The 24,959-nt window shown below is 68.0% G+C and carries 28 protein-coding genes; 7 read left to right on the top strand and 21 right to left on the bottom strand.

Features of this window, described 5'->3' with window-relative positions:
• Positions 1 to 212: 212 nt before the first annotated feature.
• From nrfD to dsrA, 12 genes are all read right to left on the bottom strand, one after another.
• Positions 213 to 1,457, bottom strand: coding sequence for an NrfD/PsrC family molybdoenzyme membrane anchor subunit (gene nrfD / locus MTBUT4_RS08640; RefSeq protein WP_173979275.1), 1,245 nt, complete (start codon positions 1,455 to 1,457; stop codon positions 213 to 215).
• A gap of 3 nt (positions 1,458 to 1,460) precedes the next feature.
• On the bottom strand, positions 1,461 to 2,195 hold the full coding sequence (dsrO, locus tag MTBUT4_RS08635) for a sulfate reduction electron transfer complex DsrMKJOP subunit DsrO (protein ID WP_173979274.1): 735 nt from the start codon (positions 2,193 to 2,195) through the stop codon (positions 1,461 to 1,463).
• 13 nt (positions 2,196 to 2,208) lie between these two features.
• On the bottom strand, positions 2,209 to 2,556 hold the full coding sequence (locus MTBUT4_RS08630; protein WP_254434790.1) for a cytochrome c3 family protein: 348 nt from the start codon (positions 2,554 to 2,556) through the stop codon (positions 2,209 to 2,211).
• Positions 2,557 to 2,708: 152 nt separating this feature from the next.
• On the bottom strand, positions 2,709 to 4,667 hold the full coding sequence (locus MTBUT4_RS08625; protein ID WP_173979273.1) for an NAD(P)-binding protein: 1,959 nt from the start codon (positions 4,665 to 4,667) through the stop codon (positions 2,709 to 2,711).
• Between the two features lie 32 nt (positions 4,668 to 4,699).
• On the bottom strand, positions 4,700 to 6,211 hold the full coding sequence (gene dsrK / locus MTBUT4_RS08620) for a sulfate reduction electron transfer complex DsrMKJOP subunit DsrK (RefSeq protein WP_173979272.1): 1,512 nt from the start codon (positions 6,209 to 6,211) through the stop codon (positions 4,700 to 4,702).
• Between the two features lie 6 nt (positions 6,212 to 6,217).
• The gene (locus MTBUT4_RS08615; RefSeq protein WP_173979271.1) at positions 6,218 to 6,946 is read right to left on the bottom strand and encodes a respiratory nitrate reductase subunit gamma; all 729 of its coding nucleotides are present in this window, start codon (positions 6,944 to 6,946) and stop codon (positions 6,218 to 6,220) included.
• A 115-nt stretch (positions 6,947 to 7,061) separates the two neighbouring features.
• Positions 7,062 to 7,394, bottom strand: coding sequence for a TusE/DsrC/DsvC family sulfur relay protein (locus MTBUT4_RS08610; protein ID WP_173979270.1), 333 nt, complete (start codon positions 7,392 to 7,394; stop codon positions 7,062 to 7,064).
• 34 nt (positions 7,395 to 7,428) lie between these two features.
• Positions 7,429 to 7,737, bottom strand: coding sequence for a sulfurtransferase complex subunit TusB (tusB, locus tag MTBUT4_RS08605; RefSeq protein ID WP_173979269.1), 309 nt, complete (start codon positions 7,735 to 7,737; stop codon positions 7,429 to 7,431).
• Between the two features lie 12 nt (positions 7,738 to 7,749).
• Complete coding sequence (tusC, locus tag MTBUT4_RS08600) at positions 7,750 to 8,133, bottom strand: sulfurtransferase complex subunit TusC (protein ID WP_173979268.1); 384 nt, start codon at positions 8,131 to 8,133, stop codon at positions 7,750 to 7,752.
• A 12-nt stretch (positions 8,134 to 8,145) separates the two neighbouring features.
• Positions 8,146 to 8,505: a sulfurtransferase complex subunit TusD gene (gene tusD / locus MTBUT4_RS08595; protein WP_173979267.1), complete on the bottom strand. Its 360-nt coding sequence runs from the start codon at positions 8,503 to 8,505 to the stop codon at positions 8,146 to 8,148.
• A gap of 66 nt (positions 8,506 to 8,571) precedes the next feature.
• Positions 8,572 to 9,642 carry a dissimilatory-type sulfite reductase subunit beta gene (gene dsrB / locus MTBUT4_RS08590; RefSeq protein ID WP_173979266.1) on the bottom strand — a complete coding sequence of 357 codons (1,071 nt, stop codon included), beginning with the start codon at positions 9,640 to 9,642 and terminating at the stop codon, positions 8,572 to 8,574.
• Between the two features lie 34 nt (positions 9,643 to 9,676).
• Positions 9,677 to 10,927, bottom strand: coding sequence for a dissimilatory-type sulfite reductase subunit alpha (dsrA, locus tag MTBUT4_RS08585; RefSeq protein ID WP_173979265.1), 1,251 nt, complete (start codon positions 10,925 to 10,927; stop codon positions 9,677 to 9,679).
• 441 nt (positions 10,928 to 11,368) lie between these two features.
• Here dsrA and MTBUT4_RS08580 point away from each other — a divergent pair, with 441 nt between their 5' ends.
• A complete protein-coding gene (locus MTBUT4_RS08580; RefSeq protein WP_173979264.1) occupies positions 11,369 to 12,247 on the top strand; it encodes a TauD/TfdA family dioxygenase in 879 nt (292 codons plus the stop codon).
• A gap of 14 nt (positions 12,248 to 12,261) precedes the next feature.
• The gene (locus MTBUT4_RS08575; RefSeq protein WP_217424135.1) at positions 12,262 to 12,501 is read left to right on the top strand and encodes a hypothetical protein; all 240 of its coding nucleotides are present in this window, start codon (positions 12,262 to 12,264) and stop codon (positions 12,499 to 12,501) included.
• A gap of 154 nt (positions 12,502 to 12,655) precedes the next feature.
• On the opposite strand, the gene MTBUT4_RS08570 is transcribed toward MTBUT4_RS08575, so the two are convergent.
• Together MTBUT4_RS08570 and alaS are read right to left on the bottom strand one after the other, a co-directional pair.
• Positions 12,656 to 13,024 (bottom strand): endonuclease domain-containing protein, encoded by a 369-nt coding sequence (locus MTBUT4_RS08570; protein WP_254434789.1) that lies wholly within the window; start codon positions 13,022 to 13,024, stop codon positions 12,656 to 12,658.
• A gap of 147 nt (positions 13,025 to 13,171) precedes the next feature.
• Entirely contained in the window at positions 13,172 to 15,799 is a 2,628-nt protein-coding gene (gene alaS / locus MTBUT4_RS08565; protein ID WP_173979262.1) for an alanine--tRNA ligase, read from the bottom strand.
• Positions 15,800 to 15,900: 101 nt separating this feature from the next.
• Between alaS and MTBUT4_RS08560 the strand changes: the two genes are divergently transcribed.
• Positions 15,901 to 16,419, top strand: coding sequence for a thermonuclease family protein (locus MTBUT4_RS08560; RefSeq protein WP_173979261.1), 519 nt, complete (start codon positions 15,901 to 15,903; stop codon positions 16,417 to 16,419).
• 5 nt (positions 16,420 to 16,424) lie between these two features.
• On the opposite strand, the gene MTBUT4_RS08555 is transcribed toward MTBUT4_RS08560, so the two are convergent.
• The gene (locus MTBUT4_RS08555; protein WP_173979260.1) at positions 16,425 to 16,766 is read right to left on the bottom strand and encodes a hypothetical protein; all 342 of its coding nucleotides are present in this window, start codon (positions 16,764 to 16,766) and stop codon (positions 16,425 to 16,427) included.
• Positions 16,767 to 16,930: 164 nt separating this feature from the next.
• Between MTBUT4_RS08555 and purU the strand changes: the two genes are divergently transcribed.
• Together purU and MTBUT4_RS08545 are read left to right on the top strand one after the other, a co-directional pair.
• Positions 16,931 to 17,791, top strand: a complete 861-nt coding sequence (purU, locus tag MTBUT4_RS08550) for a formyltetrahydrofolate deformylase (protein ID WP_173979259.1) — start codon at positions 16,931 to 16,933, stop codon at positions 17,789 to 17,791.
• A gap of 46 nt (positions 17,792 to 17,837) precedes the next feature.
• A complete protein-coding gene (locus MTBUT4_RS08545; RefSeq protein ID WP_173979227.1) occupies positions 17,838 to 18,365 on the top strand; it encodes a hypothetical protein in 528 nt (175 codons plus the stop codon).
• Here MTBUT4_RS08545 and MTBUT4_RS08540 read toward each other — a convergent pair whose 3' ends face one another.
• On the bottom strand, positions 18,366 to 18,911 hold the full coding sequence (locus tag MTBUT4_RS08540) for a FecR domain-containing protein (protein ID WP_173979258.1): 546 nt from the start codon (positions 18,909 to 18,911) through the stop codon (positions 18,366 to 18,368).
• A gap of 118 nt (positions 18,912 to 19,029) precedes the next feature.
• Here MTBUT4_RS08540 and MTBUT4_RS08535 point away from each other — a divergent pair, with 118 nt between their 5' ends.
• Positions 19,030 to 19,398 carry a DUF423 domain-containing protein gene (locus tag MTBUT4_RS08535; RefSeq protein WP_173979257.1) on the top strand — a complete coding sequence of 123 codons (369 nt, stop codon included), beginning with the start codon at positions 19,030 to 19,032 and terminating at the stop codon, positions 19,396 to 19,398.
• A 73-nt stretch (positions 19,399 to 19,471) separates the two neighbouring features.
• Complete coding sequence (locus tag MTBUT4_RS08530) at positions 19,472 to 19,837, top strand: response regulator (RefSeq protein WP_173979256.1); 366 nt, start codon at positions 19,472 to 19,474, stop codon at positions 19,835 to 19,837.
• A 160-nt stretch (positions 19,838 to 19,997) separates the two neighbouring features.
• Here MTBUT4_RS08530 and rpmG read toward each other — a convergent pair whose 3' ends face one another.
• The 5 genes from rpmG to MTBUT4_RS08505 form a co-directional block, all read right to left on the bottom strand.
• Complete coding sequence (gene rpmG / locus MTBUT4_RS08525; protein WP_173979255.1) at positions 19,998 to 20,165, bottom strand: 50S ribosomal protein L33; 168 nt, start codon at positions 20,163 to 20,165, stop codon at positions 19,998 to 20,000.
• A gap of 91 nt (positions 20,166 to 20,256) precedes the next feature.
• Entirely contained in the window at positions 20,257 to 21,870 is a 1,614-nt protein-coding gene (locus MTBUT4_RS08520; RefSeq protein WP_173979254.1) for a S41 family peptidase, read from the bottom strand.
• 113 nt (positions 21,871 to 21,983) lie between these two features.
• Positions 21,984 to 24,233: a ribonuclease R gene (rnr, locus tag MTBUT4_RS08515; protein ID WP_173979253.1), complete on the bottom strand. Its 2,250-nt coding sequence runs from the start codon at positions 24,231 to 24,233 to the stop codon at positions 21,984 to 21,986.
• Between the two features lie 44 nt (positions 24,234 to 24,277).
• Positions 24,278 to 24,628 (bottom strand): DUF86 domain-containing protein, encoded by a 351-nt coding sequence (locus MTBUT4_RS08510; RefSeq protein ID WP_173979252.1) that lies wholly within the window; start codon positions 24,626 to 24,628, stop codon positions 24,278 to 24,280.
• The gene (locus MTBUT4_RS08505; protein WP_173979251.1) at positions 24,618 to 24,917 is read right to left on the bottom strand and encodes a nucleotidyltransferase family protein; all 300 of its coding nucleotides are present in this window, start codon (positions 24,915 to 24,917) and stop codon (positions 24,618 to 24,620) included. The genes MTBUT4_RS08510 and MTBUT4_RS08505 overlap by 11 nt, the downstream gene beginning before the upstream one ends.
• Positions 24,918 to 24,959 lie beyond the last annotated feature (42 nt).

Below are 24,959 nucleotides of genomic sequence, written 5' to 3'. Positions count from 1 at the left end.
AATTTGATGCGGTTTGTGGGAAAGAAAGGGTGTAACCGCCATCCGTCGTTCCCGCGAAGGCGGGAACCCAGGAGTCGCGGACAGGGTAGCGGTGCACCCCTGGGTCCCCGCCTGCGCGGGGACGACGGAGGGGGCGGGACTGCCCGCCATCGGCGAAGACCAAAAAAAGCCCCTCCCCCGGAGGCCGGGAGAGGGGCTTGGAAACGGAAAGCCTATTCCGCCGGGGCGGGCTCGGCCTCGATCACCGCCTCGGCGTGCAGGACCTCCAGTTCGGCCTCGGCGCCGTGGGCCAGGGAGGCCGGCAGGATGCGCAGGAAGGTCATGCCGATCAGGGCGATGAGCATGGCGATGGCGAAGCCGCCCAGTCCCAGCACCACCTCGGGCAGCGACGGGGCGTAGCCGGCGATCTGGCCGTCCAGGAACGAGGACGACACCTCCATGCCGGGGAACAGGGTCAGCGGCCAGGCCTGACCGCCGATGATGATGACGTAGACCTGCGCCAGGCCGCCCAGCACCACCATGATCGAGGCCAGCCGCACCATGCTGCGCGGCGGGTTGGTCTGGTACAGGATGAAGATGGGCAGCAGGCCGCCGATCACCACCTGGCCCAGCCAGAACAGCCAGGTGTAGATGCCGCCATTGGTCAGGATGAAGGCCTCGACCCCGCCGCGCTCGGCGAAATAGAGGGCGGTGACGTGCTGCACCGCCACGAAGTACAGGTTGGCGGCGCAGAACAGGCCGAGCAGGCGGCCCTTGCGCTGCACCAGTTCGAGCGAGACCGGGCGGCCGCAGCAATTGTAGGTGGCCATCAGCACCAGCAGGAAGATGGCCATGCCGAAGGCGAAGGACATGGCGATGAACATGGGCGCCATCACCGCCGTGCTGTAGGCCTCGCGCGCCATCAGGAACCCGAAGATGGAGCCGGTACCGGTGGTCAGCACCAGGCGCCACAGGAAGGCGCCCACGGCGGCGGTCTTGTAGGCCCACTTCATGGTCCAGTCCATCATCGTCCACAGGTAGAACCCGACGATGACGAAGAAGCCGGTATAGAGGATGACGTTCCAGGCGAAGATGGACTTGAAGTTGAAATGGGTCATGGCGATGTCGAGGCGGTCGGGCCGCCCGAGGTCGAGCACCAGCACGGCCAGACCGCCGGCCAGCAGGGCGATGGCCATCAGCGCCGACATGCGCCCCAGGGGCTGGTAGGTCTCGCGCCCGAACACCGAGCCGATGGAGGCGACGTTGAGCGCCCCCGAGGCGGCGACGATCAGGAACACGGCGAAGACGTGCGGCGTGCCCCACACCACCTGGTTGGTCATGCCGGTGACCCAGTGGCCGGAATGCTCCATGTGCAGCACCGCCAGCAGCGCGGCCACCACCATGGCGCCCAGGGCGACGACGGCGGTCAGCCAGCCGAAGGTCATGGCGGGGATTTCCCGATAGGCGACTTTCTTCATCGCTCAGATCCCCTGATAGCGGATGGCCGGATCGACGCCGAGATCGGCGCGGATGCGGGTGGTTGCTTCCTTGGCCACCCGGCGCGAAATCTCGGACCCGGGGTCACCCAGGTCGCCGAACAGCATGGCCGCCTTGCCGGTGGCGGCGCAGGCCTCGACGCAGGCGGGCCGGCCGCCGGCATCGACGCGGTGGGCGCACAGGGTGCAGGCCTCGACGCAGCCCTTGCCGCGCGGATTGTGCGGCGCCTGGCCGGTCTGGTCCTCGTGGGCGAAGGAGCGGGCCTTGTAGGGGCAGGCCATCATGCAGTAGCGGCAGCCGATGCAGATGTGGCGATCGACCAGGACGATGCCGTCGGCGCGCTTCATGGAGGCGCCGGTGGGGCAGACATCGACGCAGGGCGGCTTGGCGCAATGCTGGCACATCACCGGCAGCGAGTGGGTGTAGCCCGACTTGGGGTCCTTGACCGTCACCTTGCGGATGTACTGGGCATCGGTCAGCGGCCGGCCGTGGCTGGGCAGCGCCATCTCGGTCTTGCAGGCATCGACGCAGGCGGAGCAGCCGGAATCGCACTTGGTGGTGTCGATCAGCAGCCCCCAGCGGTTGGAGGCGTTGGCCGGCATGCCCGGCGCCCGCCCGGCCTCGGCCGGGGCGGCGGCGATCAGGGTCAGGCCGGGGGCCAGCAGGGTAACGCCGGCGGCGGCCTTCAGAACGTCACGGCGGGAGGTATCTGCGGTCATCTCGTCCTCACCTTCAGCGGGCGGCCGTCTTGGCGGCACCGTCCGGCACCGTGGCATGGCAGGTGAAGCAGTCCGGCGCCACGGCGGCATAGGCGTGGCAGGACTGGCAGAACTGGCCCTCGGCGTTGACCGGGATGGCCTTGCCGTCCGCGCCCTTGGCGGCATGGCACGAGACGCAGTCCTTGAGGCTGTGCTTGGCCCCGCGGATGCCCAGGCGCAGGGTGTCGTCGCGCTGGTGCTTGAGGAAGGAGTGGTGGTGCTTGCGCATCTCCCCCGGCTCCTCGACGCAGGTGCCCGACGCCTTCGGGAAGGACGGCGTCAGGTCGCCGGCCATCACCGGCAGGGCCGCCAGCAGCAGCACCAGGAGAGAAAGGACGGCTGCAATTCGCCCTCCCCCCTTGTGGGGGAGGGTTGGGGTAGGGGGAGAACCGCGTCGGACGGAGTCGCGTGCGACTCCACCCCACCCCCAACCCCTCCCCATCAAGGGGAGGGGAAGTGCAGCCATCCTCATGGTCATTCTCCCAGGCCCATCTGGATGTAGCCGGTGGGGCAGACATCCTGGCAGATGTGGCAGCCGATGCACTTGGAGTACTCGGTGTAGACGTAGCGGCCGGTGGTGCGCTGGTTCTTCGGGGTGCGCTGGACCGCGGTCTGCGGGCAGAACACCACGCAATTGTCGCACTCGAAGCACAGGCCGCAGGACATGCAGCGCTTGGCCTCGTCGACCACTTCCTTGTCGCCCAGCTTGAGCAGGCGCTCGGTGAAGTTGCCGATGACCTCGTCGGCGCCGATGTGGATCTCGCCGCGATGGTTGCGCGGAACCTGGGTGAAATGGCCCAGGAACAGCTCGTCGTGGGGGATCACTTCGTTGGCGGCGCGGTCCTCGAAGTTGTGGACAGCGAACTTGGCGTCGGAGGTGCCGCGCAGGGTCTCGGGCTTGGGCTCGAACTTCTCGGGCTCCAGCTTGGTCTCGCGCAGCTTGTTCAGCAGGTTCCAGTAATGGACATCGACCTTCGGGCGCTTGCCCACCTCGCCGGTGTTGAGGAACTCGTCGATGCTGGAGGCCGCGACGCGGCCGTGGCCGATGGCGGTGGTCAGCAGGTGCGGGCGCACCACGTCGCCGCCGACCCAGTGCTTCGGCCGGCCCGGCACGCGCATGGCCTTGTCGGCGTTGATGAAGCCCTTGCCGTTGTCCAGATCCTCGAGGCCGGCCAGATCACCCGACTGGCCGATGGCGGCGACGATCAGATCGCCCTCGAGGGTGAACTCGGTGCCGGCGACCGGAACCGGGGTCATGCCGTCCATGGTGCACTTGCACATCTTCAGGCCGGTGGCGCGGCCATCCGCGTCCTTCAGCACCTCGAGGGGCATCACGCCGCCCTGGATGTCGATGCCCTCGCGCTTGGCGTCCTCGACCTCGCGCTCGGCGGCCATCATCTTATCGACCGGGAACAGCGAGGTCAGCACCGCCTTGCAGCCTTCGCGCTTGGCGGTCTTGGCCACGTCATGGGCGGTCTCGCCGAAGATGACGTGCTCGATGCGGTCCTGCTTCGACACTTCGTCGATGTGGCCGAGGCGGCGGGCCACAGAGGCGACGTCGATGGAGGTGTCGCCGCCGCCGACCACGATGATCTTGCCGGTCACCGCCTGCAGACGGCCCTCGTTGAAGGCCTTGAGGAAGGCGACACCGGACACGCAATTGGGGGTGTCCTTCCAGCCCGGGATCGGCAGGCCGCGGCCGGAATGGGTGCCGACGCCCCAGAAGATGGCGTCAAAGTCCTTCTCCAGCTGGGCGACGGTGACGTCCTTGCCGACGCGGCAGTTGGTCTTGACCGCCACGCCCATGTCGGTGATGCGCTGGCACTCGGCGTCGAGGGTGTCGCGCGGCACACGGTAGCCGGGGATGCCGTAGCGCATGAAGCCGCCCAGCTCGGGCTTTTCCTCGAACACGGTGACGGCGTAGCCGCGCTTGCGCAGATGGTAGGCCGCCGACAGGCCGGCCGGGCCGCCGCCGATCACCGCGACCTTGCGGCCGTTCTCGGCCTCCGGCTTGGTGAAGGACAGGCCGTTGGCGATCGCCCAGTCGCCCACATAGTGCTCGACGGAATTGATGCCGACGTGCTCCTCGACCATGTTGCGATTGCAGCCGGCCTCGCACGGGGCGGGGCAGACGCGGCCCATGATGGCCGGGAACGGATTGGCCTCGGTCATGCGGCGGAAGGCGTATTCCTGCCACACCACGCCCTCGGTCGGCTTTTCCACGCCGCGGGCGATGTCCAGCCAGCCGCGGATGTCGTGGCCCGACGGGCACGAGGCCGAGCACGGCGGAGTACGCAGCACATAGGTCGGGCACTTGTGCGACCATCCGGCCTGGAAAATTTCTTCCTGCCACGAATGCTGAGTGAAGTCGCCATCCTTGTAACGGCGGAAATTCATGCCTTCCGTGGTGGCCTTGGCGGTAATCTTAGCCATGGTCTACTCCCTCAATCCGTCTGTCGCGGCGATTAGTCGTTGTTGCCCAAGATGATCGCATTGCTCACCAGCTGGTGAACCGACACCACCATCTCTCTGTCATAGCCGTAATAAGGCAGAACCTTGGTGAACTGGGCCTTGCAGATGGCGCACATGCTGGCCATGTGCGTCACGCCCTGGTTGTCCACCACGTCCTTCAGCGCTTCCATGCGGGGCTTGGCGCCCTTCACCCGGATGTCCATCAGCTCGTCGGTGAGCAGGCCGCCGCCGCCGCCACAGCAGAAGGTCTTCTCGTGCGTGGTGTCGGGATGCATGTCGACGAATTTCGGCACGCAGGACTTGATCACCTCGCGCGGGATGACGAACTGGCCGCCGGGGAAATCGCCCATGCGGCTGGCGCGCGCCACGTTGCAGGAATCGTGGACGGTCAGCACCATCTTGTCGTTGCCCGACTTGTCGAGCTTGATGCCGCCCTTCTTGATCAGGCCGTTGGTGACTTCCAGGATGTGCTGGGGCACCGGGTAGCGGGGGTCGAGGAAGTCCCACGGCCCCACCAGCGTGGTCAGGAACGAGTAGGCGACGCGCCAGGCGTGGCCGCACTCGCCGAACACGATGCGCTTGACCTTGAGCTCGATGGCCGCCTCGCGGATGCGCATGGCGATCTTGCGCATCTGCTCGTAATTGCCGATGAACATGCCGAAATTGCCGGCTTCGGTGGCCTTGGTCGACAGCGTCCACGAAATGCCGGCGCCGTGGAACACCTTGGCATAGCCGATCAGGCCCAGCACGTGCGGCTCGGCGAAGAAGTCGGCGGACGGGGTGACCAGCAGGACCTCGGCCCCTTCCTCATCGATGGGGAAGCGGACGTCCTGGCCGGTCTCGTCCTTCATGTCCTCTTCAAGGCCCTCGAGATTGTCGATCAGCGCCGGGCCGGGCAGGCCCAGATTGTTGCCGATCTTGTGGACCTTGCCGATGATCTCGTTGCAGTACTTCTGGCCGTAGCCGATGGAATCCATGATCTCGCGCGCCGCCATGGACACTTCGGCGGTATCGATGCCGTAGGGGCAGAACACCGAGCAGCGGCGGCACTGGGAGCACTGGTGGAAGTAGTTGAACCACTCGTCCAGCAGGTCCTTGGTGAATTCCTTGGCGCCGATCAGGCCGCCCAGGCCCACCGCGCCCAGCATCTTGCCGGCCGGGGTGAAGTAGCGGCGGTAGACCGAGCGGAACAGGTCCTGGCGGGCCACCGGCATGTTCTTCGGGTCGCCGGTGCCGAGAAAATAGTGGCACTTGTCGGTGCAGGCACCGCACTTGACGCAAATGTCCATGTACACCTGCAGCGAGCGGTACTTGGACAGCAGGTCGCCCATGCGACCCAGCGCCTTCTCCTGCCAGTCGGGAACCAGTTCGCCGGGGAAGCCCAGCGGCTCCTGGTGCGGCGGCTGCGCCACGTAGGGCTTGGAGCCGGCCATGGCGCCCGGGATCAGCGACGGAATTTCGCGCTGGTCGGGATCGCCGAGGACGGGAATCTGGATGTCGGCCATGGCTCTCTAGTTCCTCTCGGCTTCCAGCTTGGCGGCCCAGTCGCACAGGTGCCGCTTCTCGCGCGGGTCGTCGCTCTGGTTGCGGGTCGGGCTGAAGAAGATGCCCGGCGCATGCAGAAGCTTGGAGAAGGGGAAGACGATCATCAGCAGGGCGACCATCGCCAGGTGCGCGTACAGCACCGGATCGGCCGGCAGCGCGCGGATGTCGAAGCGCATCAGGCCGAGGAAGAACGCCTTGACCGCCACCACATCGGTATGGGTCAGGGTGGTCATCATCATGCCGCTGGCGCCGATGGCGATCAGCAGGCCGAGCATGATGTAGTCGCCGGGCGCGGTGATGTAGGCGATGCGGGTGAGCAGCATGCGACGCAAGGTCAGCAGCAGCAGGCCGCCGACCATGGCCAGTCCGCCCCACACGCCGAGGGGCTGGATCAGGGCCACCGGGAACCACACCGGTTCCTGGAAATAGCGCAGATGCCGGGCCAGCACCACGAACAGGCCGAAATGGAAGAGGATGGCGAAGATCCACAGTGGCTTGTTCGACTTGAACAGGCTTTCGAACACCACCACCTCGCGGGCGACGCGGAAGGCGGCCCCCGACTGGGTCAGCGGCGCCGGGGTGGTGGGGATCTTCAGCGGCGCCGGCGTGCGGGCGTACTGGGCGATCTTGAAGCCCAGGCCGGCGACCAGCGTGGCGAAGGCCACGTAGAACAGGATGGCGAATAAGGTCGACACTGTCTCACGACTCCCGCATCAGGCCCCCTCCCCTGGCGCGGCCGGGGGAGGGTTGGGGTGGGGGCCCCCGTCCCGGCCCTTCCCCGGCACCGGCCGGGGAAGGGAGGGTTCGCGCTTAGACGCAGCCGGTCGGCTTGGGCAGGCCGGCGATCTTGCACGCCTGCTTGCCGGGGCCGTACGGGAACAGCTCGTACAGGTACTTGTTGCTGCCCTTCTCCGGACCCATCTTCTTGGCGATGGCCTTGGTCAGCACGCGCACGGCCGGGGCGATCTGGTACTCGGCGTAATAGTCGCGCAGGAAGTTGATCACTTCCCAGTGCTCGGGGGACATGGGGACGCCTTCGTCCTTGGCGATCAGCTCGGCCAGCTGCTCGTTCCAGTCGCTGATGTTGACCAGGAAGCCCTCTTCATCGGCCTCGATGGTCTTGCCATTGCACTCGTAAGCCATTCTTTTCTCTCCCTCTTGACGTGACTGACCCCGATTACAGCCAGGCGTTGACGGACGCGTTGTCCGCCGCCAGGTCGACGAAACCGGCGTAATCGATCACGGACACACCCGCGACGACGTTGGCCGGGTCCAGACCGCGCGCCTTGAGGTCGGCCCCAAGCACGCAGATCTTGCAGCCCTTCGCGGCATCGGCGATGCGGGCGGCGAAGGCGGTTCCGTTCATGGCCGCGATGACCGCGTCCTCGTACAGCATGATGGCGTCGCCGGCATTGGCGTGGCCCAGGCAGCTGCTGAGGTTGGCGCGCTCGAAGGGCGACTTGTTGACGGTATGCAGGATGCTCATGGTTCGCTCCCCTTACGCGGTCAGGATGACGTCCATCTCGCCCATCAGCTTGGCCATGTCGGCCCGGCTGATGACCTCGACGTCGACCATGAGATCGGCTGCGGTAAGACCGCGTTCCTCGAGGCTCTCCTGTTCGACGAAGAGCTTCTCGATGTCGTAGCCTTCCAGCGCCCGGTAGGTGGGCGAGAAGTTCTTGTGGCCCAGGTCCTTGGTGTCCTGGCCCTTCTTGATCTGCAGCACGCCGTCATCGAGGAACGCCAGATGGACGTCCTGGTCGAAGGCCGCCGAGATCAGCACCATTTCCAGCACTTCCAGCGCGTAGATGGTGCCGTAGGGGGCCTTGCGGTTCACGAACATGAATTTCTTGACGGTACCGCCGTCGAAATCGTCTTCCATCTCGGCCTCCCCTTAATCACCGAAGGCAATCAGGCGATCCGCCTGAATGCCCGCCTCGATCAGCTGACCCAGGCCGGAAATGCGGAACCCCGGGGCCAGGCTGCTCTCGACGATGCCGCGGCGCAGGCCGGCGGCGACGCAGACGACCAGATCGACCTTGTGGTCCTCGGCCAGCTTCTGCCAGTTCTTGACCACGTTGCGGTCGTCGGTCGGCGGCTCCGAGAAGCGGGTCGCGTTGAGGACGCCGTCGTAATAGAAAAACACCCGGTACACCTCGTGCCCCTTCTCGATCGCCGCCTTCGCGAACTGGTAGGCGGAATCCGAGGCCTGGTGATTGTACGGGCCTTCATTGACCAGGATGCCGAACTTCATCGTTCTTTTCCTTGTTCCGGTCGGCGGCGGCCTGGCGAGGGGCCGCCGCGTCCCGGCAGGTTGAGCCTAGAAGTGCAGGTGCGCCGACTGGTTCAGGTTGGCACGCCCGCCACGCCAGTTGTCGACGTGGTACTTGGTGAACGGCAGGCCGGTCATCTCGAAGAAGCGCGGCCAACCGATGCGCTCGATCCACTCGCCCATGCGCTCCCACGCGCGGGCGTCCTGCTTGTAGGCGGCGAGGATCTTGCCGACCACCTCGGACACTTCCGGCCAACGCGGCGCGTTGTTCGGCAGGCCGGCGGCGACCAGCTTGTGGAACATCGGCTTGGTGCGGGTCGAGGAGTGCTTGCCGCCGACCCAGATGGCGATCTTGGAATTGACCGGATCGTTGATCTGCATGGGCGGGCAGGGCGGATAGCAGGCGCCGCAGCAGACGCACTTCTTCTCGTCCACTTCCAGCGACGGCTTGCCGTTGACCAGGGCCGGGCGGATGGCCGCCACCGGGCAGCGGGCGATGACCGCCGGACGCTCGCACACGCCCGAAACCAGGTCGTGGTTGATCATCGGCGGCTTGGTGTGCTGCACGTTGATGGCGATGTCACCCTGGCCGCCGCAATTGATCTGGCAGCAGCTGGTGGTGATCTTGACGCGGTTGGGCATCTCCTCGGCTTTGAAGTCGTCGACCAGGAGATCCATCATCGCCTTCACCACGCCCGAGGCGTCGGTGCCGGGGATGTCGCAGTGCAGCCAGCCCTGGGTGTGGCTGATGAAGCCCACCGAGTTGCCGGTGCCGCCGACCGGGAAGCCGGCGCCTTCCAGCGCCTTGATCAGCGGCTCCACGTTCGCCTCGGTCGGGGTCATGAACTCGACCGCCGAACGAATGGTGAAGCGGATGTAGCCATCGCAGTACTTGTCGGCGATGTCGCACAGGGTGCGGATGGTGTAGACGTCCATCTGGCGCTGGGTTCCGGCCTTGACCGTGAACATCGCGTCGCCCGATTCGCCGACATGCCGCAGCACGCCGGGACGCGGACGATCGTGGAAGGCCCACTTGCCGTAATTCTTCTTCAGCACCGGATGCATGTACTTGGTGGCCTCGGGCACACCGCTCTCGGTGGGACGGCGGAGTTCGCTCATCGACCTTGCTCCCTCTATTCTTTCGTTGTCCGTCTTATTCCGCCGCGGCGGACTTACGCTCGTTCCACTTGCGCACTTCGTCGTCCCAGCCGTCGGTGCGGACGTACGAGTTGGTGCGCGGCTGGGTGATCATGTTGACGTCGAGCTCGAGCCCGAGGCCTTCCAGGTAGTTGACCAGACCGATGCGCTCGATCATCTCGCCGGTGCGCTCGTGCTCGAGGGCGTTCTCGGCGAAGAAGTCCAGCATGTTGTGGGCCAGCTCGACCAGGCGCTCGTAGTCCTCGTCGGTCTCGAGCTTCATGAAGGGGATGACCACCGAACCCATCAGATCGCCGATCTTCAGGGTGCGCTTGCCGCCGACCAGGATGGCGACGCCGCGATCCTTGCCCGGCTTCAGGGCCTTGGTGCAGACGTTGATGCAGTGCATGCAGCGCACGCACGACTTGTTGTCCACGTCCAGGGTGTCGTCGTCGTTCAGGGCCAGAGCCTGGCTCGGGCACATGCGGATGACCTGGTTGATGAATTCCTTGCGGCCCAGCTCGGCCACCTTCTTCTTCACCTCGGCCTGGTTGACCTGCATGTCGTCGCGCCAGGTGCCCAGGACGGCCACGTCGGCACGCTGGGTGGCGTTGGCGCAGTCATTGGCGCAGCCCGAGAACTTGAACTTCATCTTGTACGGCAGCGACGGACGATGGATGTCGTCGGTGAAGTCGTTGATGATTTCCTTGTGGGCGCGCAGGGTGTCGAAGCACGACTGCTCGCAGCGGGCCGGGCCGATGCACGACGCGGCGGTACGGACGCCGGCGCCGGCGCCGCCCATGTCGAAGCCCATGGCGTTGAACTTCTCCCAGGCCGGCTGCACCTGATCGGTGCGGCAGCCCTGGAACATGATGTCGCCCGACTGGCCGTGCAGGGCGACCAGACCCGAGCCGTGCTCGGCCCAGATGTCGCACATCTCGCGCAGCGTCTTGGTGTCATAGAAGAAGCCCGGGGCGGGCATGATGCGCAGCGTATGGAACTCGGAGGATTCGGGGTGCTTCTCGGCCACTTCCGAGAAGCGGGCGATCACGCCGGCGCCATAGCCGAACACGCCGACCGTGCCGCCCTTCCAGTAGCCCTTGCGGGTCTCGTAGGAGAGTTCGAGCTGGCCCAGCAGGCTCTTCATGTAATCGGCATAGGGCTTGCCCTCATCGGTGGCCAGCTTCTTCAGGCCGGTCACGAAGCTTGGCCACGGGCCGCTTTCCAGTTGGTCCAGCAGCGGCGTAGCGGGCATCTTCTTCGACATCGTCTAATCTCCCTGACCGTCATTGTCCCGGGGGCTCGACAACCTGCCTCGGCAGGCAGCGCGCCCAGCGCAATTCCCCCGTCTGCCCGCCGCCGGCCCACCCGGCAAGGGGCTAAATTCCCTCTCCAACTTGTCCAGAAGGCGTTTCGCCCTCCTTGGAACCATCCCTGTTTCAGGGGCATTCTAGGGCCTCGCGCACCATCCCCTGGGGGGCTGGAGCACGGGCCGGGTGCCCTTAGTACATTAAAGGATCATAATATTGTGGCACCGTCCGATCCAAGCGGATTCTTGCATGGAGTCGAATTTCGTTGGACCGGCATCCAACTGCAAGTGATTCGCACCTTTCGAATTATGCTAACACCCGAAGGAATCATGATATTTCATTCCGGCGCCGGGGCCAAGCGAAAGCCCCCGCAAGCCGCCATGGATAGGGAGGAGGGCATGGAGACACAGCAATTCGACCTGGTCCGCGACGACGCCTATGCCGTCTGGCGGGACGGGCGCCTGGCCGTCCGTCCGACCCGGATCGAGGACCTGGTGGTGGAGGTTGCCGACGTCGCCGCCCTCACCGCGGCCGAGCACGCCGCCCTGCTGGACCGGGTGCGCCGCTGCAACATGGCGGTCTATGTGGAGACCCGGCCGGCCCCGGGGCGCGACGACAAGCAGGCGCTGCGTGCCCTGGGGGAACGGTTCGGGCTGGTCTCGCTGGACTGCAACCACCTGGCCGACGACGACGGCATCACGCCGTTGAGCGTCCACCAGGGCGGCACCCGGGCCCGCTACATCCCCTATACCGACCGCCCCATCGCCTGGCACACCGACGGCTATTACAACGAGCCGCCGCGCCGGGTCCGCGGCCTGCTGCTGCACGCCGCCAGCCCGGCCGCCGCGGGCGGCGAGAACACGCTGATGGACCCCGAGCTGCTCTATATCCGGCTCCGGGACGAGGACAAGGGACTGATCGCCGCCCTGACCCGCCCCGACGCCATGACCATCCCCGGCAATGACGAGGAAGGCATGGTCCGCCCGGCGGTGGCGGGGCCGGTCTTCTACGTCCAGGACGGCCGCCTGGCCATGCGCTACACCGCCCGCGGCCGCAACATCGAATGGCACCCGGATGCCGACGTCCAGGCCGCGGTGGCCGCCATCCGCCGCCACCTCGACGCCCCCGCCCCCGACGTCTTCACCGCCCGGCTGGAGGCCGGTTGGGGGCTGGTCAGCAACAACGTGCTGCATACCCGCGAACGCTTCACCGAGGACCCGGCCCGTCCCAGGCTCTTGTATCGGGCGCGCTATCACGACAGGATTGCCGGCAGCTGAGAGGAACCCTTTCCATGACCACCGAGCCGCCCAAGTTCGCCGAGGAAACCATCACCCCGCTCACCGTCATCGAGGCGCCGTGGAGCCGCGAGGTGACGCTGTCGGCGGTGGACCACGAAAGCGGGCTGAAGCTGATGCGGGTCCGCATCAAGGAAGGCCGCGCCCGCTTCACCATCCTCGACATCGACGTCCCCACCGCCCGCGCCTGGGCCCAGGCCATGACCGACTGGGCCGACAAGGCCGAGGGGAAGTAGGAAAGCCCCCTCCCCCCTTGCGGGGGAAGCCCGCCTTCCAACAATGCGTGCTCCGCACGCGGGGGAGGCCAAGCCAATCAGACTCCCTCCCCCCTTGCGGGCGAAGCCCGCCTTCCAACAATGCGTGCTCCGCACGCGGGGGAGGCCAAGCCAATCAGACTCCCTCCCCCCTTGCGGGGGAGGGTTGGGGTGGGGGGCTGGATGCCAAGGCCTCGGCAATCCGCATCAGCACGCCCTCCGGGTTTTCCATAATGTCGTTGTTCCAGAATCGCAGCACGCGATAGCCGTTCTCTGCGAACCAAGCGTCGCGCTGGCGGTCATCGGCGGATTCCGCGTGCTGGCCGCCATCGGCCTCGATAACGAGCCGATGCTCGAAGCAGGCAAAGTCGGCAATGTAGGGTCCGAGGGGAACCTGACGCCGGAACTTCACGCCCAGTTGCCGCAGCCGCAAGAGCTGCCAAAGGCGCCGCTCGGCCTCGGTGGGCAACTTGCGCATCTGCCGGGCGTAGTCGCGAGCGGACACAGTACCCCCCACCCCAACCCTCCCCCGCAAGGGGGGAGGGAGTCTGATTGGCTGGGCCTCCCCCGCGTGCGGAGCACGCATTGTTGGAAGGCGGGCTTCGCCCGCAAGGGGGGAGGGAGTCTGATTGGCTTGGCCTCCCTCTGATTTCTAGCCCGCCAGCGCCGCCTCGATGCGTTCCACCGCCGCCTGGGCGGCGGCCGCGTCGGGGCCGCCGGCCTGGGCCATGTCGGGGCGGCCGCCGCCGCCCTTGCCGCCGACCGCTTCCGAGCCGGCGCGGACAAGGTCCACGGCGCTGAAACGCCCGGTCAGGTCGTCGGTCACCGCCACCACCAGGCTGGCCTTGCCGCCATCGGTGGAGACCAGGGCGACCACGCCGGAGCCGATCTGCTTCTTGATCTCGTCGGCCATGCCCTTGAGGTCCTTGGCCGGCACGCCGTCGAGGACGCGGCCCGAGAAGCTGATCCCGGCCACCTGCCTGACCGCCGCGGCGGCGGCGCCGCCACCGGTGGCCAGCTGCTTGCGGGTCTCGGCCAGGTCGCGTTCCAGCCGGCGGCGATCCTCGACCAGCTGGGCGATGCGGGCCGGCAGGTCGGCCGGGGCCGCCTTCAGCACCGCCGCCGAGCGGGCCACCAGTTCCTCCTGCTGTTCCGCCCAGGCCAGGAAGGCGGCGCCGGTCAGCGCCTCGATGCGGCGGATGCCGGCCGCCACCGCGCTTTCGGAAACGATCTTGAAACCGCCGATGTCGCCGGTGCGGCCGACATGGGTGCCGCCGCACAGCTCGATCGAGAAGTCGCCCATGGCGACCACCCGCACCTCGTCGCCGTACTTCTCGCCGAACAGCGCCATGGCGCCGGCCTCGATGGCGTCGTCGGGGGTCATCAGCGTGGTGCCGACGGCGGCGTTGGCGCGCACCTGGGCGTTGACGGCGCGCTCCACCGCCCGCAGCTCGTCGGGTCCCATGGCCTTGGGGTGGGCGAAGTCGAAGCGCAGGCGGTCGGGGCCGACCTGGCTGCCCTTCTGGGTGACGTGCCCGCCCAGGGTGGCGCGCAGCGCCGCGTGCAGCAGGTGGGTGGCGGAATGGTGGCCGCGGGTGGCGTCGCGCCGCTCCTCGTCCACCGCCAGATGGGCGTCCTCGCCCACCGCCACCGGGCCGCCCTCGACGGTGCCGACATGGACCACCAGGTCGCCCAGCTTCTTCAGGGTGTCACGGACGACGATGCGGGCCTTGCCGCCGGCCACGGTGACGATGCCGGCATCGCCCATCTGGCCGCCGGATTCGCCGTAGAACGGGGTCTGGTTGGCCACCATCAGGACCTCGTGGCCGGGATGGGCCGCCTCGACCGCGGCGCCGTTCTCGACCAGGGCGACGATCTTGCCTTCGGCGGCGGTGGCGTCGTAGCCGAGGAACTCGGTGGCGCCCACCTTCTCGCGCAGCTCGAACCACAGCGATTCGGTCGCCGCCTCGCCCGAGCCGGCCCAGGCCTTGCGGGCCTCGGCGCGCTGGCGCTCCATGGCGGTGTTGAAGCCCTGGGTATCGACGGCGATGCCCTTGGCCTTCAGCGCGTCCTCGGTCAGGTCGAGCGGGAAGCCGAAGGTGTCGTAGAGGCGGAAGGCGGTCTCGCCGGGCAGCGCCTGGCCGGCGCCCAGCCGCCCCACTTCCTCGTCCAGCAGCTTCAGGCCCTTGTCCAGGGTGGTCTTGAAGCGGCTTTCCTCCAGCTTCAGGGTCTCGGTGATCAGCGCCCCGGCGCGGCCCAGCTCGGGGTACGCGTCGCCCATCTGGGCCAGCAGGGCCGGCACCAGCCGCCACATCAGGGGCTCGGTGCAGCCCATCAGGTGGGCGTGGCGCATGGCCCGGCGCATGATCCGGCGCAGCACGTAGCCGCGCCCTTCGTTGCTGGGCAGCACGCCGTCGGCGATCAGGAAGCACATGGAGCGCAGATGGTCGGCGACCACCCGGTGCGACACCTTGTACGGGCCGTCGGCGTCGGCCCCCGAGGCCGCAGCCGAAGCCTCGATCAGCGCCCGCATCAGGTCGACGTCGTAATTGTCGTGCTTGCCCTGCAGCACGGCGGCCAGGCGCTCGAGGCCCATGCCGGTGTCGATGCTGGGCTTGGGCAGCGGCACGCGGGTGGCCTTGTCCACCTGCTCGAACTGCATGAACACCAGGTTCCAGATCTCGATGAAGCGGTCGCCGTCCTGGTCCGGGCTGCCGGGCGGGCCGCCGGGGATGTGATCGCCGTGATCGTAGAAGATCTCGGAGCACGGGCCGCACGGGCCGGTATCGCCCATGGCCCAGAAATTGTCGCTGGTGGGGATGCGGATGATGCGGTCGTCGGGCAGGCCGGCGATCTTCTTCCAGGCGCCGAAGGCCTCGTCGTCGTCATGGTAGACGGTGACCAGCAGCTTGTCCTTGGGCAGCCCGAAATCCTTGGTGATCAGGGTCCAGGCCAGCTCGATGGCGTGGTCCTTGAAATAGTCGCCGAAGCTGAAATTGCCCAGCATCTCGAAGAAGGTGTGGTGGCGCGCGGTGTAGCCCACGTTGTCCAGGTCGTTGTGCTTGCCGCCGGCGCGCACGCATTTCTGCGAGGTGGCGGCGCGCACGTAGTCGCGCTTCTCGATCCCGGTGAAGACGTTCTTGAACTGCACCATGCCGGCATTGGTGAACATCAGCGTCGGGTCGTTGCGCGGCACCAGCGGGCTGGAGGCGACCACCTCGTGGCCGTTCTTGGCGAAGAAGTCGAGGAAGGCGCGGCGGATCTGATTTGCGGTCTGCATGGCATCCAACATGGGCGGCGAGGGGCCGGAAAGGAAGCGGATACTTAACCTTGTTGGCAGGACGCTGGCAAGGTCCGCGGGGCTGGGCTATGGTTCCGCCCATGCGTGCAATTCGCCTTGCCCTGCCCGTCCTGATGTTGCTGGCCCTTCCCGCCTGGGGCGGCCCGGTGCGCTGTTCCGACGACGGCGAGGGCGGGGCCTGCGTGTGGGGCCGGGCCGAGGCGTTCGATTCCGGCCGGATCCAACTGCGCGGCCTGTCGCTGCAGCTGATGGGGGTGGCGGTGCCGGCCCACAAGGAGCTGTGCCAGGCCAAGGGCGGGCAGGACATTTTCGACTGCGCCCGGCCGGCGCGCAAGCGCATGGCGGAGTGGCTGGCCAAGGGGGTGGCCTGCGACATCATCGAGGTCGCAGGCGACCGGCTGCTGGGCCGCTGCCGGGTGGCGGCGGGCGATCTCGGGCGGCTGCTGGTGGCGGAAGGCCTGGCCCGCGCCGCAAAGGACGGCCCCTTCGACGCCGATCAGGCGGCGGCCCTGGCCGCCCGGAAGGGGCTGTGGTCCGGCGACGTGGCGCTGCCGCGCGACTGGGAAACGGCGCGAAAAAAGGGCGACAAGGGGGAGTAGGAGACCTATTCCTCGACCACGTCGCCGGCGGGCAGGACCGTCACGCCGGCGCCGTCCTCGTCCTCGATCAACGCGAGGTCGCCCTGGATGCGGTCTTCGGAAGCGGACAGGTTGTTGAAGTAGTGCCAGAGGAACGAGACCGCCACGGTCTGGTCGATCTGGTCCTCCTCGTCCATCTCGTCCTCGTCCATGGCCGAGACGTCGCGCAGGATTTCCAGGGAATCATCGAACAGCTCGTCGATGTCCGGATTTTCCTCGAGCAGGTTCTTGATGATGTAGGCGTGCTCGTCCTCTTCCAGCTCGTATTTCCACTGGGCGGTGCCGGACTTGTAGTACACGGTGATCATTGCCGGAGCTCCTGCGGTGGCTGGCGGGAGGGGATTTGGCCGGGTGGCGCGCTTCGCGCGGACCATGGGCGATCCGGGTGAAAAAGGCAAGCGGGCGTTTGGTGACTTGAGGGCGCCGTCCGCCTCGGCTATCAAGCGATGCGATCCGAGAGAGGGGAACGTTCATGTCCGAGCCGCGGGCCTTCGTGCTCACCATCACCTGCCCCGACACGGTGGGCATCGTCGCCGCGGTGTCCGGCTTCCTCACCCAGCACGACTGCTTCATCACCGAGGCGGCGCAGTACGGCGACGCCCTCAGCCGGCGCTTCTTCATGCGCATCGTCTTCTCCGCCGGCGCGCTGACCCCGGCGCGGTCCGAATTCGACAAGCTGTTCTCGCTGGTGGCGGCCAAGTTCCAGATGATCTGGACGCTGCACGACCTGTCGCGCAAGCCGCGGGTGGTGATCCTGGTGTCCAAGTTCGGCCATTGCCTGGTCGATCTGCTGCACCGCTACCACACCGGGCAGTTGCCCATCGAGATCCCGGCGGTCATCTCGAACCATCCCGACATGCGCTCCATCGTCGAGTGGCACGGCATCCCCTATCACTTCTTCGCCGTCGACAAGCACGACAAGGCGGCCCAGGAGGCCCGGGTGATGGAGGCCATCGGCCGCGCCGATTCCGACCTGGTGGTGCTGGCGCGCTATATGCAAATCCTTTCTCCGGCCATGTGCGCGAGCCTGAAGGGCCGCGCCATCAACATCCACCACTCGTTCCTGCCCAGCTTCAAGGGGGCCAAGCCCTATCACCAGGCCCATGCCCGGGGCGTCAAGATCATCGGCGCCACCGCCCATTACGTCACCCCCGACCTGGACGAGGGGCCGATCATCGAGCAGTCGGTGGAGCGGGTCGATCACACCCATACCCCCGACGATCTGGTGGCCATCGGTCGCGACATCGAGAACCTGGTGCTGGCCCGCGCGGTGCGCTGGCACGTGGAACACCGGGTACTGCTGAACGGCTCGAAAACCGTGGTGTTCAAATAGGCCGCTCTGCTAGACTTCCGCCATGCTTCACCCTGCCCTTGGTCGTATGTCCCGCCTTTGCGGCGCCGTGCTCGCCGCCGGTTTGGCCCTCACCGCGCCCGCCGCGGCGGCCGAGGGCGACTGGCTGAAGGCGGTGGGAAACTTCCTGGCCGACGGGCTGGAGCCGGCCCGCACCCTCGAGGACATCGTCCGCGAGGAGCAGCGCGCCCGCCAGCGCGAACAGGCCGCTCCCGCGCCGTCCGTCGATGCCGCCCCCGAGCCGCCGACCCGCATCGCCATGCCGGCGCCCGCCCCGGTGCCACTCCCGCCGGCCGCCACCGAACCGGCGGCGGTTCCACCCCCCGCCGTCACGCCGCCCGCCGCCCCGGCCCCCGTGCCCGCGCCGCAACCGGCGGCGGCGGTGCCGCCCCCCGCCCCGGCGCCGCGTCCGGCCATGGCGCCGGTGCGGTCGGCGCCGTTGCCGTCCTTGCCCACCGGCGGCATCGCGGCCACCGCGACGCTGGACCAGGCCATCCGCCTGGGCGGCCCCACCGACCTGTACGGCCGGCGCATCCGGGCGCCGATTCAGGAATAGCTATTCGAACGCCACCGAGCGGAAGGCGGCGCCGACCCGTTCCGCGCCCCAACGCCCGGGCGGCGACGGCGGCGCACCGGCGGACCTGACGTCGGTGCCCTCCATGGGCTGCAGCAGATCGACGCTGCCGCCCGGGGTGGTGACGCGGATGGCGCCGTCCAGCAGCAGCACGTCGAGCGGGTTGTCCAGCGGCCCGCCCCAGAACCGGGTGCCACGAATGCCGATCACCGCCACCGGCGTGGCCACCCGCAGCGGCTTGTCGGGCAGAGCGGCGATGCCGCCGCTGGCCAGCAGGAAGGGGCCGTCGATCCGCAGGCTGGCGTCGCCGTGGCGTTCCGCCGCGTTGTAGGCGAAGGACTCGACCACCAGCTCGGTGCCCGCCCCCAGGGTCAGCAGGGTGCCGTCGACGAAGCGGATCTCCATCCTGGCGCCGTCGCCGGTCCGCAGCCGCACCCCGCCCTCGACGGGGGAACCGGCGGCCAGCGCCGCCTCTCCGGCACTGGCAGCCCCCTGCAGCCGCACCACCGTGCCGACCGGTTCGGCCATTCCGGGGCCGGAACCCAACCAAAGTAGGAAGGCAAGGACAAACAGGCGCATGGCGATCTCCCTGGAAATACTATAAGGTCCGCGGCGCCCGCGTCGCCATTGGAGAAAACGTATCGCCATGCGTCCCTGGATCGTGCTTGCCGGACTGAACGGCGCCGTCGCCGTGGCCATGGGCGCCTATGCGGCGCACGGACTGGGCGCCGATCCCTATCTCCAGGGGCTGGCCGAGCGGGCGTCGCTGTACCAGCTGGTGCATGCCGCGGCCCTGGTCGGGGCGGATCGCCTGGCCGCCGACGGCCGCCGCGGCGGCCACCTGGCGGCGGTGCTGATGGTGGCGGGCATGCTGATGTTTTCCGGCTCGCTCTACGTTCGGGCGCTGACCGGAGAGCCTCTGCCCGTGCCGATGGTGACGCCGGCCGGCGGTATCGCCTTCATGCTCGGCTGGCTGGTCCTCGGCGCGACCGGAATGCTACGTAGAACCCGATAGTGAACGACACCCCCGCTTGGTTTGACTAAGCCGGCGGAATTGAGGATTATGGCGAACTCGCTGGGGGAAGAAGATGGCTAAGACCGTTCTGATTGTCGAAGACAACGATCTCAACATGAAGTTGTTCAACGACCTTCTGCAGGCCAACGGCTATCAGACCCTGCAGACCAAGGATGGGCGCGAGGCCCTGGACCTGGCCCGGCGCCACCGCCCGGACCTGATCCTGATGGACATCCAGCTGCCCGAGATTTCCGGCCTGGAAATCACCCGCATGCTGAAGGACGACGCCGAGCTGAAGGCCATCCCGGTGATCGCGGTGACCGCCTTCGCCATGAAGGGCGACGAGGAGAAGATCCGCGAGGGCGGCTGCGAGGGCTACATCGCCAAGCCGATCTCGGTCGCCAACTTCCTGCAGACCATCGCCAAGTTCCTGGCCTAACTGGCTGCGGAGGTGCGCCGGCGTGCCGGACAGCAATACCGGGGGCGCAACACCAATTGCGGCCGCGGCACGTAGTCCCCTCCCCCCGCATTTTCAAACGCGAAGCGCCCGCCGGGATGGGACCCGGCGGGCGCTTTAACGTCGAAGCGACCGGGAAAGCCTACTTGATCTTCGCCTCGTTGAACTCGACGTGCTTGCGCACCACCGGGTCGTACTTGCGGAACTTCAGCTTCTCGGTGGTCTTGCGGGGGTTCTTCTTCGCCACGTAGAAAAAGCCCGTGTCGGCGGAGCTAACCAGCTTGACGAGGATGGTGGCAGGCTTGGCCATGGCGAAAATCCCGAATGTTCGTGCTTCAGTGAAAACCAGAGGGGCGCAAGATACTGATCCCCAGCCGCGAGTCAAGGGTTAATGCGCGCCCTCAATGCTCGACCTGCTGGACCATGGCGGCCGGCGCCGCCTGGGCCGCCGACGGCGCCGCCGCCGGCGCCGACAGGGTCAGGGCGTGCCGGTACAGCGCCTGGTCGGCCAGCAGGCGTTCCGCCAGCTCGAGGTCGAAGGCGCCGTCGCGCTTGGCCGATGGGCAGGTGGTGCGCAGCTGGCTGCGCAGGTCGGTATCCTCGAGCCGGGCATGGCGCCACAGGGTGAGGTTGGTGCTGACCGGGGCGGCCGGGGCCGAGGCGTGGACGATCCCGGCCATCATGCCGTCGGCGCCGCCCTTGTCGTCGGCGGTGCAGATGGTGGGCAGCACCCCCAGCCCGTGCAGGGCGTAGCCCGAGGGGGTGTGGAAGCGCGACCAGGTCAGGGTCATCTCGCCGTCGTTGGGCAGGCGCACCACGGTCTGGACCGTGCCCTTGCCGTAGGAATTGGTGCCGACCACCACGGCGCGCCCGGAATCCTGCAGGGCGGCGGCGACGATCTCGGCGGCCGAGGCCGACTTGCCATCGACCAGCACCACCACCGGAATGTCTTCGGCCGCTTCGCCCTCGCGGGCGTCGTAGGCCTGCACCGACAACGGGTGGCGGCCGCGGGTGGTGACGATGGCGCCGTCCTTCATGAACAGGTCGGCCATGGCCACCGCCTGGTCCAGCAGACCGCCGGGGTTGCCGCGCATGTCCAGCACCACGCCGGACAGCGGCGCGCCGTTGCTCTCGGTCAGGGTCTTGATCTCGGCGGCCAGGCTGGCGGCGGTGCGCTGGTTGAAGCTGGAGACGCGGAATTCGCCGATGCCCCCGGCCTTCAGCGTCGCGGTCACCGTGATGGGCACGATCAGGGCGCGCTTCAGGGCGACGTCGATGGGCTTGAAGCCGCGCCGCACGGTCAGCGCCAGGTCGCTGGAGACCGGACCGCGCAGCAGCCTGGAGATGTCCTCCTTGGCGGTGCCGGCGACCGAGCGCCCCTCGATCTGGGAGATGATGTCGCCCACCTGCAGGCCGGCGCGGGCGGCGGGGGTATCCTCCATCACCTCGATGACCTTGGCCTCGCCCTCCACCAGGTCGAACTTGACGCCGATGCCACCGAAGCCGTTGCGGCTGGCGCGGTGCTCGCGGGCCTCCTTGGGGCCGGCATAGCGCGAGAACACGTCCAGCTTCGACAGGGTGGCGTCGAACACCGCCTCGAAGACCTTGTCGACGTCGGCGTCGCGCACCGCCGCCGAGACCCCGCGCGCCTCCAGCGCCGCGGTCACGGTCAGGCGCGCCCAGCCCTTGATGTCGTGATCCTCGGGTGCCGGGTATTCGGCCACCACGTGGTCGGCGGCGGTCAGCAGCACCTTGCCGTCCAGGTGGGACAATCCGATCTCGGGATCGATGCTGCCCAGGCCCCGCATGCCTTCCATGGCGACCGCGGCGGCGGTGATGCGCTCGAGGTGGCGCTCGACGATGGTGGAATAGGCCGACGCGAAGGTGCGCTCGGCCTCGGCGGTGTCATAAGGGGTATGCGGTCCGGCCAGCGAGCCCTGGCTGGCGGGGGCGCAGGACCCGGCCACGAGCAGCGATGCGGCGATGATCCAGTGGGCGGCGGGATTGCGCTTCAAATCTTTTCACCCGAGGTATGTCGGAAGCAGTAACGCCCGGAGTATGCTTGAGCCAAGCTCTGCCGGTACAGTCTTTTCCGGTATCTCTTTAGGGGTGGAAAGTTAAGGTAAAGTCAGCGCCGTGACGATTTGCCGCGCGATTGAGAGCGCAGGCCCCGCCGGCCCGGCCCGCCGCCGCTCCGCTCCGGCCGCGCCCGCGGGCGCTCGCCACCGTCCGAAGCCCCCTCCTCCAGCCGGAACACCATGGATCCGGTCATCTGGTTGGCCTCGTGCAGCACCACCGACAGCGCCTGGCCCAGCTGGAAGGTGCGGCGGGTGCGCTTGCCGACCAGGCAGTGGTGGATCTCGTCGTGGACGTAGAAATCCTCGGGCAGGGTGCTGATGGGCACCAGCCCGTCGGCGCCGGTGTCGGCCAGGGTGACGAACAGGCCGAAGCGGGTGACTCCCGACACCTTGCCGGCGAAGGCGGCGCCGACCCGGTCGGCCAGGAAGGCGGTGACGTAGCGGTCCACCGCCTCGCGTTCGGCCGAGGCGGCGCGGCGCTCGGTCATGGAGATGTGCTCGCCCCATTCGGGGAATTTCGGCAGCGCGTCGGGCGGCAGCCCGCCCTCGCCCAGCTTCAGGCCCGAGACCAGGGCGCGGTGCACCAGCAGGTCGGCGTAACGGCGGATGGGCGAAGTGAAATGGGCGTAGCGCGCCAGCCCGAGGCCGAAATGGCCCAGGTTCTCGGGGGCATAGACCGCCTGGGCCTGGCTGCGCAGCACCACCTCGTTGACCAGGGTCTCGTGCGGGGTGCCCCTGACCTTCTCCAGGATCAGATTGAACTGGCCCGGCCGCAGCACCTGGCCCTTGGGCAGCGACAGCTCCAGCGAGGACAGGAACTGCCGCAGGCCCTCCAGCTTCTCCTGGCTCGGCTGGTCATGGACGCGGTACATGCAGGGCTTGTTCAGGCGCTCCAGCTCCTCGGCGGCGCAGACATTGGCCTGGATCATGAAGTCCTCGATCAGCCGGTGGCTGTCGAAGCGCTCGCGCACCTTGATGCCCAGCACGCGGCCGTCGGGGGCGATGTCCACCTTGCGCTCGGGGATGTCCAGCTCCAGCACGCCGCGCCGCTGGCGGGCCGCCAGCAGGGCCGCCCAGGCATCGTAGAGGGGGGCGATGACCGGCGCCAGCAGCGGCGCCGTCTCGTCGTCGGGATTGCCGTCGCGGGCGGCCTGGACGCGGGTGTAGGTCAGCCGCGCCGCCGAGCGCATCAGGCCGCGCACGAAGCGGTGGCGCAGCTTGTTGCCGTCCTTGTCGAGCCAGAAATGCACCGCCAGGCAGCCGCGGTCCTCTTTCGGCTTCAGCGAGCACCAGCCGTTGGACAGCTCCTCGGGCAGCATGGGCACCACCCGGTCGGGGAAATAGACCGAGTTGCCGCGCTTGTAGGCCTCGCGGTCCAGCGCGTCGCCGGGCCGCACGTACCACGAGACGTCGGCGATGGCAACCATGCAGTGCCAGCCCTCACCGTCCGGCTCGGCCCACACCGCGTCGTCGAAATCGCGGGCGTCCTCGCCGTCGATGGTCACCAGCGGAATGTCGCGCAGGTCGGTGCGCCCACCCAGCACGGCCGGGCCGGCCGCCTGCGCGGCCTGGACCACCTCGTCGGGGAAGGCGAAGGGGATGTCGTTGGCGTGGATGGCCACCAGGCTGACCGATCGGGGCGCCCCCAGCCGGCCCAGCCGCTCCTTCACCGCCACCTGCCGCAGGCCGTAGTGGCGGCCCGGCAGCAGGTCGCACATCACCAGCTCGCCGGCCTCGGCCCCGCCGGCCTCGCCTCGTGGCACCAGATAGGTGGATTTCTCCTTGCGCGAGGTGGGCTGGACGCGGCCCGAGCCGTCTGGCATGGGCTCGTACACGCCGAGCACGCGGGCGCGGGCCTCGCCCACCGCGCGGATGGGGATGCCTTCGTAATCGTCGCCGCGCAGCCGGCGCAGCTTGGCCAGCACCCGGTCGCCGATTCCGACCACCAGCTCGCCGCGCCGCCACGGCGCCATGAAGATGCGCGGCGGCCGGCCCTCTTCCTCCCAGGCCAGCGGCCGGGCGATCAGCTCGCCGTCGGTGTCGGTGCCGGTGATCTCGACCACCGCCACCTCGGGCAGCGAACCCGGACGGGCGAAGCGCTTCTTCTGGCCGCGCTGGACCGCGCCCTCGATCTCCAAATCCTTCAGCAGCGCCTTCAGGGTGATCTTGTCGGCGCCCTTCAGGTTGAAGGCCCGCGCCAGCTCGCGCTTGCCCACCCGGCCCGGCTGGGAGCGGATGAAGTCGAGGATTTCCTGCCTGGTCGGCAGCGGGACGGTCTTCGGGCGCGGCGGCTTGGTCATGGCCGGCAGGGTAGACCGGCCAGCGCCGGGCGACAAGCGAAGGGTCAGTGTCGGAGTTTTTCCAGGGCGGCGACGCAGGCGGCGCGCAGCGGGGGGAGGTCTTCCTGGACAGTGGCCCAGATACGATTGGCGTCAAGTCCGTCATATTCGTGGCGGATGACGTTTCCCAGTCCCCGCACGTCGCGCCACGGGATGCCCGGGCAAAGCGCGTCCGCGGCGGGACCCAGTTTCGTCGCGGCTTCGGCGATGATGAGCAGGCAACGTTCCACTGCCCGGAATGTCTTCCTGTCCTGCCGGAGTGCAGCGGGGTCGCTCATGTCCGCGACAAAGGCCGCGATATCGTCGCACATGTCGATGATGTCGGACAGGCGGCGGCCGGGATTGCTAGAAGGCATTCCGATAGTCCCGTTCCACCTCGGCGGCGAAGTCCGGACGGCGGCAGGGACGGGAGACGATGTCCACCTCGCGCCCCAGCACGTCCGCCAGATAGATGCGGATGCCGGAATACGCGAACAGCCCAATGCTTCTGCCGGGGTCGAGGTCCAGCGCCACGTCCACGTCCGAGTCCTCGGTCTCCTCGCCACGCGCCACCGAGCCGAACACGCCGGCATGCAGGACGCCGCGCGCCTTCAGCTCGTCCTGATGGGCGCGAAGTATCGCCAGGATGTCGTCCAGCCGTGCCATGCGCCTAATTATAGGCGCATGGCGGCCAATTCGCCACCCGCC

This window comes from Magnetospirillum sp. UT-4, assembly GCF_902729435.1.
GTDB lineage: Bacteria > Pseudomonadota > Alphaproteobacteria > Rhodospirillales > Magnetospirillaceae > Magnetospirillum.
Note: the sequence above shows the minus strand (reverse complement) of the source record. Positions and strands in the feature narration are given on the sequence as shown.

Excerpts from the sequence above, each read along its gene's own strand:
- dsrB (WP_173979266.1), bottom strand. The coding sequence starts at position 9,642 with ATGAGCGAACTCCGCCGTCCCACCGAGAGCGGTGTGCCCGAGGCCACC.
- MTBUT4_RS08560 (WP_173979261.1), top strand. The coding sequence starts at position 15,901 with ATGCGTGCAATTCGCCTTGCCCTGCCCGTCCTGATGTTGCTGGCCCTT.
- tusB (WP_173979269.1), bottom strand. The coding sequence starts at position 7,737 with ATGAGCATCCTGCATACCGTCAACAAGTCGCCCTTCGAGCGCGCCAAC.
- purU (WP_173979259.1), top strand. The coding sequence starts at position 16,931 with ATGTCCGAGCCGCGGGCCTTCGTGCTCACCATCACCTGCCCCGACACG.
- MTBUT4_RS08610 (WP_173979270.1), bottom strand. The coding sequence starts at position 7,394 with ATGGCTTACGAGTGCAATGGCAAGACCATCGAGGCCGATGAAGAGGGC.
- alaS (WP_173979262.1), bottom strand. The coding sequence starts at position 15,799 with ATGCAGACCGCAAATCAGATCCGCCGCGCCTTCCTCGACTTCTTCGCC.
- tusD (WP_173979267.1), bottom strand. The coding sequence starts at position 8,505 with ATGAAGTTCGGCATCCTGGTCAATGAAGGCCCGTACAATCACCAGGCC.
- MTBUT4_RS08555 (WP_173979260.1), bottom strand. The coding sequence starts at position 16,766 with ATGATCACCGTGTACTACAAGTCCGGCACCGCCCAGTGGAAATACGAG.
- tusC (WP_173979268.1), bottom strand. The coding sequence starts at position 8,133 with ATGGAAGACGATTTCGACGGCGGTACCGTCAAGAAATTCATGTTCGTG.
- nrfD (WP_173979275.1), bottom strand. The coding sequence starts at position 1,457 with ATGAAGAAAGTCGCCTATCGGGAAATCCCCGCCATGACCTTCGGCTGG.
- dsrO (WP_173979274.1), bottom strand. The coding sequence starts at position 2,195 with ATGACCGCAGATACCTCCCGCCGTGACGTTCTGAAGGCCGCCGCCGGC.
- MTBUT4_RS08535 (WP_173979257.1), top strand. The coding sequence starts at position 19,030 with ATGCGTCCCTGGATCGTGCTTGCCGGACTGAACGGCGCCGTCGCCGTG.
- MTBUT4_RS08505 (WP_173979251.1), bottom strand. The coding sequence starts at position 24,917 with ATGGCACGGCTGGACGACATCCTGGCGATACTTCGCGCCCATCAGGAC.
- rnr (WP_173979253.1), bottom strand. The coding sequence starts at position 24,233 with ATGACCAAGCCGCCGCGCCCGAAGACCGTCCCGCTGCCGACCAGGCAG.
- MTBUT4_RS08545 (WP_173979227.1), top strand. The coding sequence starts at position 17,838 with ATGTCCCGCCTTTGCGGCGCCGTGCTCGCCGCCGGTTTGGCCCTCACC.
- MTBUT4_RS08625 (WP_173979273.1), bottom strand. The coding sequence starts at position 4,667 with ATGGCTAAGATTACCGCCAAGGCCACCACGGAAGGCATGAATTTCCGC.
- MTBUT4_RS08575 (WP_217424135.1), top strand. The coding sequence starts at position 12,262 with ATGACCACCGAGCCGCCCAAGTTCGCCGAGGAAACCATCACCCCGCTC.
- rpmG (WP_173979255.1), bottom strand. The coding sequence starts at position 20,165 with ATGGCCAAGCCTGCCACCATCCTCGTCAAGCTGGTTAGCTCCGCCGAC.
- dsrK (WP_173979272.1), bottom strand. The coding sequence starts at position 6,211 with ATGGCCGACATCCAGATTCCCGTCCTCGGCGATCCCGACCAGCGCGAA.
- MTBUT4_RS08510 (WP_173979252.1), bottom strand. The coding sequence starts at position 24,628 with ATGCCTTCTAGCAATCCCGGCCGCCGCCTGTCCGACATCATCGACATG.
- MTBUT4_RS08540 (WP_173979258.1), bottom strand. The coding sequence starts at position 18,911 with ATGGCCGAACCGGTCGGCACGGTGGTGCGGCTGCAGGGGGCTGCCAGT.
- MTBUT4_RS08580 (WP_173979264.1), top strand. The coding sequence starts at position 11,369 with ATGGAGACACAGCAATTCGACCTGGTCCGCGACGACGCCTATGCCGTC.
- MTBUT4_RS08530 (WP_173979256.1), top strand. The coding sequence starts at position 19,472 with ATGGCTAAGACCGTTCTGATTGTCGAAGACAACGATCTCAACATGAAG.
- dsrA (WP_173979265.1), bottom strand. The coding sequence starts at position 10,927 with ATGTCGAAGAAGATGCCCGCTACGCCGCTGCTGGACCAACTGGAAAGC.